Here is a 9393-nt window from a genome sequence, read left to right as displayed (position 1 = left end):
AAGTATGGCTTGGGCGCCTATCAGACGGATTCGACTTACTGGGAGGGGGCTTGGCGGGACTGTGTCCACAGGGCGGGCCCGTGACCGGCGCGTCAGGGTTTGCGGGCGTAGTAGGCGACTGCGTAATCCGGTTTGTAGCGTTTCTCGCCGACGCGGACGAAGCCCATGCGGGCGTGGAATTTGTGGGAGAGCGGATTATCCGGATCCGTATTCACTTCGGCGCCGATCCAGTCCCGGCCTTTGGCCAGCTCGAAGGCGGCTTCATAGAGGTGCTGGCCGATGCGCAGGCCGCGCGCGGCCTCTGCCACGGCGATGCGGTCCACATAGCGCAGGCTTGCCTGTTCCTCTGCCATCCAGCGTTCAAACCAGCGGAGATTATCGCTGGCATAGGCCATGGTGCCGGGCTCGATCAAATTGATGAAGCCGAGCGGCTGGCCGTTCTCATCCTCGGCGACCAGACAGGTGCCGACATCGAACCAGCGCTTCAGTCCCTCCGGCGAATCCTCATGCCCCACACCGGGCGTACCGGCCTGATTGATGGCATAGAGGGCGGGGAGATCAGCGGGAGTGTAGGGACGAATAATCATCCACGTGATGTGGCGCACGAGGAAGGGAATGGCAAGGGGGGGCAAGGGATTAACCCGTGATCTCGAACCAGAGATCCTTCCAGTGCGGGTTTTTCGCTTCGATCAGGTTGATCTTGTTCTGGCGGCGATAGGATTTGAGCGATTTCTCGCGGGCAATCGCGCCCTCAACCCATTCGTGCACCTCATACCAGACGAGCGTCTTACAGCCATGTTTCTGCGTGAAGCCGCGGAAAATGCCTTCCCTGTGCTGCCAGATGCGTCCGACGAGGTTTGACGTGACGCCGGTATAGAGCGCGCCATTCTTCCGGTTCGCCATCATGTAGACGGCAATGATGCGATCCTCATTCGCCATGCGCGTTCCCCCATTTTTTGCCCCTTTTGTAGTGAAACGGCGCGCGCGGTGAAGATCAACCCTTTCCCCCAAGCGTCATCCCCGATGGCAGCAGGCCATCTGGGGACCCATCACTGAAAGCCACCACAAGTATGTCACGTCGCGATTGTACGTGTGCTTTCCACCGCGCTTACACCTTCCACCGCGTGTGACGCGCCCGGCTGCGCCGTTCAGAGCTGGGCCCCCAGACCGCTACGCGGTCGGGGGTGACGCGGGAGGGGAGGTGGCAGCCAGGCGAGCGAATGAAGTCAGTAAGAGCTCGCGATTTTTATATGATTTAGAATGACAGAGCCAAATATGTGCAACGTGCCCAAAGAAATCACAAACAAACATACGAGTCGGCTGAAGTCAGGCTTCCTTACGTTTTCTCGATAGAAAATATTACCGATATTGTCATTGAGTTCCTGAATCCAAGGATCCTCTTTATGTCTTCTTACGGAAAGATCGAGAAGCAAATGTCTGAAGGTCGATATCTCGGTCTGAATGTTTGGGTCAAATTCGACCGTTCCAGAAATTCTCCCCAAAATGTATTTGGTTTCTCTGGTATGATCTATTTCGCCTTCACTCAGATCTAGCACGCGCCTGATCCAATTTCGAACGCAATCAACGAATTCCTCGGTTTCCTTACTTGAACTTCCGAAGAGTGCCTTGCTTTCCGCTGCCTGAAAGATGAGGCTTATTGTTAGGCGCGGTGTGTTCTTCTTCTGGACGTAGTCAAGAAAATCATCCGCGTCTTTTGAGGATCGCACCATAGGTGGGGGACCCCAAAGGTACACCACGTATGCGGTAAGATAATAGTACGAGCCCCAATAGACCCCAACGATACGTTCTATGCACATTCTGATGAATTCAGAATATTTTCCGCTATCTGCAATAACTTCAGTTAGCGTGCCAATCTGAACAATCAGGAAACCAAGTATGGGAAGAAGTGCTACCACATTGAACAGTGGGGATTTAAAAAACGTTTTTATGAAGTCCCAATCGGGCGTGACGCGTGCCAGCCAAAAATAATAGTCTTTGAAACCCTTTTTGAAGGAGTCCCAAATGGCATGCATTAGCTGTTCTTCCCAAACTTCCGGTCTCTCCCAGCCAGCAACCGCAACCGCAAAGCGTTCAGTTTGATGAAGCCTTCGGCGTCTTTCTGGTCGTAGGCGCCGTGGTCGTCTTCGAAGGTGACGATTTTTTCCGAGTACAGCGAATAGGGGCTTGAACGGCCGATCAGATAGGCCTGGCCCTTGTAGAGCTTCAGCGTGACTTCGCCGGAAACATAGCGCTGGGAATGGTCGATGGCGGCCTGCAGCATTTCGCGCTCCGGGCTCCACCAGAAGCCATTATAGATAAGCTCTGCATATTTCGGCATCAGCTCGTCTTTCAGGTGCGCGGCGCCCTTGTCGAGCGTGGCCTGTTCGATGCCGCGATGGGCGACGAGCAGGATGGTGCCGCCCGGTGTCTCATAGATGCCGCGGGACTTCATGCCCACAAAGCGGTTTTCGAGCAGGTCCAGACGGCCAATGCCGTGCTTCTTGCCATAGGCGTTCAGCGCGGTGAGCAGCGTGGCGGGGCTCATCTCCTCGCCATTGATGGAGCAGGCATCGCCCTTCTCAAAGCCGATGGTTATGATTTCCGGCTCGTCCGGCGCGTCTTCCGGCGCGATTGTGCGCATATGGACGAATTCCGGCGCAGCCACGGCCGGGTCTTCCAGCACTTTGCCCTCGGAGGAGGAGTGCAGCAGGTTTGCGTCGACGGAGAAGGGGGCTTCGCCGCGCTTGTCCTTGGCGATCTCGATGCCGTGGGATTCGGCGAATTTCAGCAGGTCCGTCCGGGATTTGAAATCCCAGTCGCGCCATGGGGCGATGACCTTGATGTCCGGGTTCAGGCCGTAATAGCCAAGCTCGAAGCGGACCTGGTCGTTGCCCTTGCCGGTCGCGCCATGGCAGACGGCGTCGGCGCCGACCATGTCTGCAATCTCGATCTGGCGCTTGGCGATCAGCGGCCGGGCGATGGAGGTGCCGAGCAGGTAGACGCCCTCATAGACGGCGTTCGCACGGAACATGGGGAAGACATAATCGCGCACAAAGTCTTCGCGGACATCCTCAATGAAGATGTTTTCCGGCTTCACGCCGGCGGCGAGCGCCTTTTCGCGGGCCGGGCCCAATTCTTCGCCTTGGCCGAGGTCTGCCGTGAAAGTCACGACTTCCGCGCCGAACTCGGTCTGCAGCCATTTCAGGATGATCGATGTGTCGAGCCCTCCGGAATAAGCGAGGACGACTTTTTTCGGGGCGGAACCTGTCTTGGCCATGGGGCTGTACCTTTCTTGTGCACGCGCGCAACGGGTGTTGCCATAAGGTCCATTTGAGGCGCTGACAAGCGTCGCTCTGGGATCAAGGGGATGGTTTTGGCTTGGTTAATTAGTTAATATGAAAGGTGGACGCATTAAGCCTGATGCCAGACAGGCAAAGGCAATGGCCGAAGGGGTATTGAGATGTTCGAGACGAGACTGACAGAAAGTCATGAAACGACTCCCATGCTTCGGGGCCGGGAGCGCAGGTCTGACGGGGCATCCCGCCCGGAAAAGGCCGCGCGGCAACAGGCCGAAGCCGCCGCGCGTGGCTCGTTCCGCGAGCGCCTGGAAGCCCGCAAGGCCACACGGCCGCAATCTACTCTGGCGATTGATTCGGGCATTCGCTATCCGGCGCTGAAAGAAGGCCGCGTCACCCGCGCCCCGCGTGCCGTCAGCCCGGTGCAGCCGCCGTGCGCCGTACAGACAGAGCGCGCACCGCTGAAAATGACATTCGCCCTGCCAAAAGTGCCGGACATGGTGCTGAAGCGCACGCCCCTCAGTTCCATTTCGGCAGGCGCCCTGCCGCTGGCCGCGAAGGGCAAGGCGGGCCTCTCCGGGGGCGGACATGACGATGATGAGGCCGGCGTGCGGACACGTCTGGGCGATGTGTCGCAAATCGCGTTTGCCGGTCTGGCTGTGCTGGGCCTGGCAGGCCTGTCGGTCATGGCGGCGGACTCGGCGCTGCATGAGGATGATCCGAGCGATGCAGGATCAGGCGAGGCAGGTGGCAGTGATATAAAGCTGGCGCAGACGGGCTCTGCACTGGGCGGACAGGCGGACGCACGACCGGGGGCAGGGCAGACGTCCGCTCTGGCGCTGGCAGCGGCGTCTGAGCCGGTCGGCGCCGAGAGCCAGCCCTGGTTTGATTACAAGCGTCTCGCCGTTGAAATTGCTTCACGCCAGGAAGAGGCTGAAGCTGCCCGCGCACGGGCCGAGGCGAAAGCCGCTGAAGAGGCCGAGCGCCGCGCCGCTGCTGCGATTGCCGATGCAGAAGCCGCGCGTCTGGCAGAAGAGCAGCAGCTGGCCCAGTCCGCCCGTGAGACACGGCTGGCTGAGGAAGCCGCCGAAAAGAAACGCCTGGCGGAGCTGGAAGCCCACCGCGTGGCAGAGGCCGAGGCCCTGCGTCAGGCAGAACTTGAGGCCCGCCGCGTTGCCGAAGCTGAAGCCGAAGCCCGGCGTCTGGAAGAGCTGGAAGCGCGTCGTCTGGCCGAGGCAGAGGCCGAAACGCGCCGCCTGGCCGAACTGGATGCTCGCCGCGCGGCTGAAGTAGACGCGATGCGCCGTGCGGACATTGCCGCGAAACAGGCCATTCAGGAAGAAATGCGCCGGCAGGCGGGTCTGGCTGCTCAGACGCAGCCCACGGCTCCTGAAATCATTCAGGTATCTGCTGTGCCGGAGGAAGATGCGCGGCTGGTCTCTGCGGTCGGGATCACGGACCTCCCGCAGCCTGCGTCTTTGAAGCCGGCCTCCATTCAGGTAATAGCACCCGCACCTATGCCGGAAGCGAGCCGCCGGGCCGCGATCAATTTTGTTACCTATACCGGTGCGGTGCCTAAACCCGCCTCAATGAAGCCTGCCAAGCCATTGCAACTGGCGGCTGCCACACCGACAGAGCGCAGCGCGCCAAAGATTTTGACGGCAACAACGGCAGGTGTGCGCGCCTTTGACCGCCCTAGGGGCATGGCAGCGCCGGTTGAGCAGACGTCTCAAAAGGTGGAGGATTTCATTGTCCGCCGTGTTCAGGTAGCGTCGGATGTGACGTTTACGGAAGAGGCGCTGGACCCGCTGCGCGCAGATTTTCTTGAACTGGTGAATGGCGCGCAGGATGGCAGCCGCTCCATCTTGGTGACGCCAGATGGCCGACAGGTGGAAATCTTTATGGAGCAGACGCTGATCCGCGATGTGAACCGTCCTGTGATCCGCACGGTCAGCTATAGCGTCAGCCATTCTGATGCCATGCAGCGGTCCGTCGAGACGGCAGCAGAACGGGTGCCGGTCACGTGCCGCGATATTGCTTATGCCATTCCGGGCGCGGAACGGGGACGGTTTGCCGCCTGCGAATCCGGCAAGGGCGACTGGCTGATCTCCCGCGCGACAGACCGGCCCGGTTCAGACGTTTGAGGCTTTGGCCAATTCAACGGCCAGTTCGGCCTCATGCTTGCGGGCGCGTTTGATGAGATGCTTTTCCACGACGCGGAAATTCTTGCGGTGTGAGCGGAAGAAGACGTCAAAGACATCACCCGCCAACGGCACGGCGCCAATGGCCGCATCCGCGATGAGATTCCAGATGATGTGAATGTGCGCGGTGATGGGAAGTTTCAGGCGCGCGGCTGTGCCCAGTGCATAAAGGCCCATGGCCCCGGTGACGGCATCCCCTGCAACCGGCACAACCCCAATAATGGCGTCCAGCCCGATCGGAACCCCGGCGAGTTTGAAACGGGAATCCATCAGGCGTGAGAAGCGGTTGAAGCCGGCAATTTCTTCCCCAACAGTGCGGCCGGTCGGCAGACGCAAATCATGATGCTCAGATGTTTCGATACTGCCAGCCATTTTCATCCCCTGCAGGATATGACGTCAACACGGATTGCGCCTGGCGTCAAAGCCTGCTGAAACGCAGATCATGGATGACACACATGTCTTCAAATTGCTGACGGACGAGCAATGGCGTGAAGCTGAACAGACCGGGGCGACCAATGTGCCGCTGGACCGGGATGACGGCTATGTGCACCTCTCGACCGCTGCGCAGGTTGCGGAGACGGCGCGGTTGTACTTTTCGGGGCAGGAAGATGTGCGCCTGGTGAGATTCCCGGTGGACCGCCTGCCGCCCCTCAAATGGGAAAACAGCCGGGGGGGACAAATGTTCCCGCACCTTTATGCCCTGCTGCGTATTTCAAAGGCGGATGCCGTCTGGCGCCTGACGCTGGCAGAGGGTGGGGCCCCCATCATGCCGAAGGATTTGATCGCATGAGCCTGACCGATCTTGGCGTTGCCGCCATCAAGATGTTGCCGCCGGAACTGGCGCACACAACAACCATCCGTCTGCTGAAGACGCGTATAGGTGTGCCCCTGCGTCCGCCCGCGACGCATCCGGTACTGGCGGTGAAGCTGCCAAAGTCTGGCCTTGCCTTGTCTGGCCCTGTGGGGCTGGCCGCCGGGTTTGACAAGAATTGCGATGTGCCGGCAGCGATGGCCAAATACGGCTTTGGCTTTGTCGAATGCGGAACGGTGACGCCGCGACCTCAGCCGGGAAACCCGAAGCCGCGCCTGTTCCGCCTCAGCGAAGACCGCGCGGTGATCAATCGGATGGGCTTCAACAATGAGGGGCTCGACTATTTTGTTGGCAATCTGAAGATCTATAAGGGCGAAGTGCCGATTGGCGCGAATGTCGGCGCCAACAAGGAAAGCGATGACCGGATTGCCGATTATGTTACGGGCGTGACGGCTGTTGCGCCCCATGCGGACTATATCACGATCAATATTTCTTCTCCCAATACGCCGGGTCTGCGCGGTCTGCAGGACAAGGCCTCTCTGGAGGCACTGTTGATGGCATGCGGCAAGGCAGAGCGTGCGGACAAGCCTGTCTTCCTGAAAGTGGCGCCGGACCTGGACCCACAGGCGATCAGGGATATTTGCGGCGTTGTGCGCGGGGCAGGGGACTGGCTGTCAGGCCTGATTGTTTCGAACACGACGCTGGCGCGTCCGGACAGTCTGCAAAGCGCCGACAAGGGCGAGACCGGCGGGCTTTCCGGTGTTCCGCTGATGGAGCCGTCTACGGAGGTTCTGAAGGCGTTTGCACGGGAACTGAAAGGTGAGTTCGATCTGATTGGCGCGGGCGGCATCGCGAGCGGCCAGGATGCCTATCGCAAGATCAGAGCCGGAGCGCATGCAGTGCAGCTTTACTCCGCACTCGTCTATGAGGGCCCGGAACTGGCCGAGCGGATCAATCGGGAACTGGTCAGCCTGTTGCAGGCGGACGGGTTTACGACGCTGGCCGAGGCGGTCGGGAAAGATCTCTGAACAGGCCGGGCACATAAAGCCCGAGTGCAGTGGCGCGGAAAAGGTACATCAGCAGAAAAGCGGTCCACACGCCTGCATTGCCCATTTGAGGGCGCAGCATCAGGTCTGCGCCAATATAAAGGATGGCGGAGAGGATGCCGGCATTGCGCAGGGCGCGGCCTTGTGTGGTGCCGAGGAAAAGCCCGTCCAGCTGCCAGGCGGCGATGCCCAGAAGCGGCACGGCTGCGCACCAGGGCAGATAGGCGAGCGCGGCGGCGCGGGCCTCGGGATCGCGGATGAATATCTGGATGATCCAGCCGCCCCCCAACCAATAGGCAAGAGAGATAGCCGCGCCGGAAAGCAGCGCGAACTCCGTCGTCAGGCGCATGGCCCGGGCGAGGCGCTTGCTATCGCGCGCGCCATAGGCTTCGCCGGCCTCCTTCTCTGCGACAAAGGCAAACCCGTCCAGCACGAAGGCGGCGACCGTGATGAATTGGAGGAGAACCTCATTGCCTGCGGTGATGGCCGTGGAAATCATCGTGCCGGAACGGACGAACCAGGCAAAGCAGAACAGCAGCGCCAACGTTCGGATCATGATGTCTCTATTGGCGGCGAATAGCGCGGTCAGCCTGGCGCGGTCCAGCAGGCGGGCATGGCCGCGAAAGGCCGGGGCAACCAGGATGAGGCCGAAGACCAGTGCGACCCATTCGGCAATCGCTGTGCCGGCGCCGATCCCTGCCGGGCCCCAATCGAGCCTCGCGACGAACCAGGTGTCGAGCCCGGCATTGACGCCATTCATCACGATCTGAAAGGCCAGCATCTGGCCTGTCTTGCCCGTGCCGAGCATCCAGCCGGTGACGGCAAGGCCCATCAGATAGGCCGGCGCGCCCCAGATGCGGGCATTGAAATATCCCCCCGCCAGTGTCTCGACCGTCTCAGTGCCATGGAAGGCTGCGAAGATACCGAGTTTCAAGAGGGGGGAGACCAGAAACAGGGCCGCGCCTATGCCTGCACCCATCAGCAGGGCGCGCAGCAGGATGGCGCGCGATTCCGCAATGTTGCCGCCGCCATTTGCCTGTGCGGTGAGGCCGGTTGTCGACATGCGCAAGAAGCCAAAGCCCCAATAGATGAAGCTGAAGGCGACCGCGGCGATGGCCACGGCGGCGAGATCTGACTTGTCGCCAAAACGGCCCATAATGGCTGTATCGACGACGCCGGTCGTGGCGGTCGCGGCCTGTGCGAGGATCACGGGCGTGGCGAGGGAGAGGATCTTGCGCCGGGTTAACATCGCGCCTCGCTTAGCGCGATTGGCCGGGCCGGGCGAGACCTATTGCGCGTGCAGGGCTGTATACAGCTCCCGTGCATGGGGCAGCGCGATGAAGAGATAAAGCGGAAAGGCCAGCGTCAGGAGCATCAACGCGACAGGCACATGGCGTGCGGCATTCGGCAGGCGGTCGCCTTCGGTCAGCGCGGCAATGGCGGTCAGCATCAGCGCGGCCAGGGCGAGGCCTGCCAGCGTGTCACTTGGCCAATGGGCCCCGAGATAGATTCGCGATAGGGCGATCATGACGGCAAGGGTGGCAAAGGCCACGGCCAACAGGCGGCCCGGCAGACGCTTGAACACCGCCATGGAGAGCAGGGCCAGCGCGCCATAGATCAGCGCGGAATTGGTGGTATGGCCGCTGGGAAAGCTGAAGGATTCCACACCGCCATAAAGGTCCACCGTCGGACGAGGACGGGCGATGGTGGATTTGATCAGCTTAACGATGAGCGGCGTGAGGAGGAAGGCGGTGGCAAACAGGCCCGCTTCTTTCCAGGCGCGGGCAATCAGCAAGGCGCCGATGGTCACGAGGCTGACCAGGATGAGGAAGCGCGAATCCCCCAGTGCTGTGATAACCAGCATCACCTCATTCAGCAGCGGTGTGCGCAAATCTGCAATCTGGTCGGTGATCGCCCGATCCAGATGGTCCAGGGGCCAGATATTCTGCACGCCGAGGGCGAGAGCTGTGATGATGATCAGGGAGAGGGCTGCCGTCGCAGCATAAGGTTTCAGGCCTGTCATGGCGTCACAATGCCCT

The 9393-nt window shown here is 60.6% G+C and carries 10 protein-coding genes; 3 read left to right on the top strand and 7 right to left on the bottom strand.

The features are described 5' to 3' along the window. Positions 1 to 92: 92 nt before the first annotated feature. The 4 genes from HY2_RS16475 to HY2_RS16460 form a co-directional block, all read right to left on the bottom strand. Positions 93 to 587 (bottom strand): GNAT family N-acetyltransferase, encoded by a 495-nt coding sequence (locus HY2_RS16475; protein WP_146617142.1) that lies wholly within the window; start codon positions 585 to 587, stop codon positions 93 to 95. 49 nt (positions 588 to 636) lie between these two features. Then, positions 637 to 939: a GIY-YIG nuclease family protein gene (locus tag HY2_RS16470; protein ID WP_034829580.1), complete on the bottom strand. Its 303-nt coding sequence runs from the start codon at positions 937 to 939 to the stop codon at positions 637 to 639. Positions 940 to 1226: 287 nt separating this feature from the next. Next, positions 1227 to 2033 carry a hypothetical protein gene (locus HY2_RS16465; protein WP_034829577.1) on the bottom strand — a complete coding sequence of 269 codons (807 nt, stop codon included), beginning with the start codon at positions 2031 to 2033 and terminating at the stop codon, positions 1227 to 1229. After that, on the bottom strand, positions 2033 to 3277 hold the full coding sequence (locus HY2_RS16460) for an argininosuccinate synthase (RefSeq protein WP_034829575.1): 1245 nt from the start codon (positions 3275 to 3277) through the stop codon (positions 2033 to 2035). Before HY2_RS16460 ends, HY2_RS16465 begins: the two co-directional genes overlap by 1 nt. 183 nt (positions 3278 to 3460) lie before the next feature. On the opposite strand from HY2_RS16460, the gene HY2_RS16965 reads away from it, so the two are divergent. Beyond that, positions 3461 to 5440: a hypothetical protein gene (locus tag HY2_RS16965; RefSeq protein ID WP_051595137.1), complete on the top strand. Its 1980-nt coding sequence runs from the start codon at positions 3461 to 3463 to the stop codon at positions 5438 to 5440. Here HY2_RS16965 and HY2_RS16450 read toward each other — a convergent pair. Then, on the bottom strand, positions 5429 to 5869 hold the full coding sequence (locus HY2_RS16450) for a DUF4112 domain-containing protein (protein WP_081815104.1): 441 nt from the start codon (positions 5867 to 5869) through the stop codon (positions 5429 to 5431). The genes HY2_RS16965 and HY2_RS16450 overlap by 12 nt on opposite strands. A 70-nt stretch (positions 5870 to 5939) precedes the next feature. Between HY2_RS16450 and HY2_RS16445 the strand changes: the two genes are divergently transcribed. After that, a complete protein-coding gene (locus HY2_RS16445) occupies positions 5940 to 6287 on the top strand; it encodes a DUF952 domain-containing protein (protein WP_034829647.1) in 348 nt (115 codons plus the stop codon). Further along, positions 6284 to 7336: a quinone-dependent dihydroorotate dehydrogenase gene (locus tag HY2_RS16440; protein ID WP_034829573.1), complete on the top strand. Its 1053-nt coding sequence runs from the start codon at positions 6284 to 6286 to the stop codon at positions 7334 to 7336. The genes HY2_RS16445 and HY2_RS16440 overlap by 4 nt, the downstream gene beginning before the upstream one ends. Here HY2_RS16440 and HY2_RS16435 read toward each other — a convergent pair. Continuing rightward, complete coding sequence (locus tag HY2_RS16435) at positions 7299 to 8603, bottom strand: MATE family efflux transporter (protein WP_034829571.1); 1305 nt, start codon at positions 8601 to 8603, stop codon at positions 7299 to 7301. The genes HY2_RS16440 and HY2_RS16435 overlap by 38 nt on opposite strands. A 39-nt stretch (positions 8604 to 8642) precedes the next feature. Further along, on the bottom strand, positions 8643 to 9377 hold the full coding sequence (locus HY2_RS16430) for a phosphatase PAP2 family protein (RefSeq protein ID WP_051595136.1): 735 nt from the start codon (positions 9375 to 9377) through the stop codon (positions 8643 to 8645). Positions 9378 to 9393: the final 16 nt, after the last annotated feature.

Origin of the sequence: Hyphomonas pacifica, assembly GCF_000682675.1 — a bacterium.
GTDB classification, from domain to species: Bacteria; Pseudomonadota; Alphaproteobacteria; order Caulobacterales; family Hyphomonadaceae; genus Hyphomonas; species Hyphomonas pacifica.
This window is presented reverse-complemented; position numbering and strand designations above follow the sequence as displayed.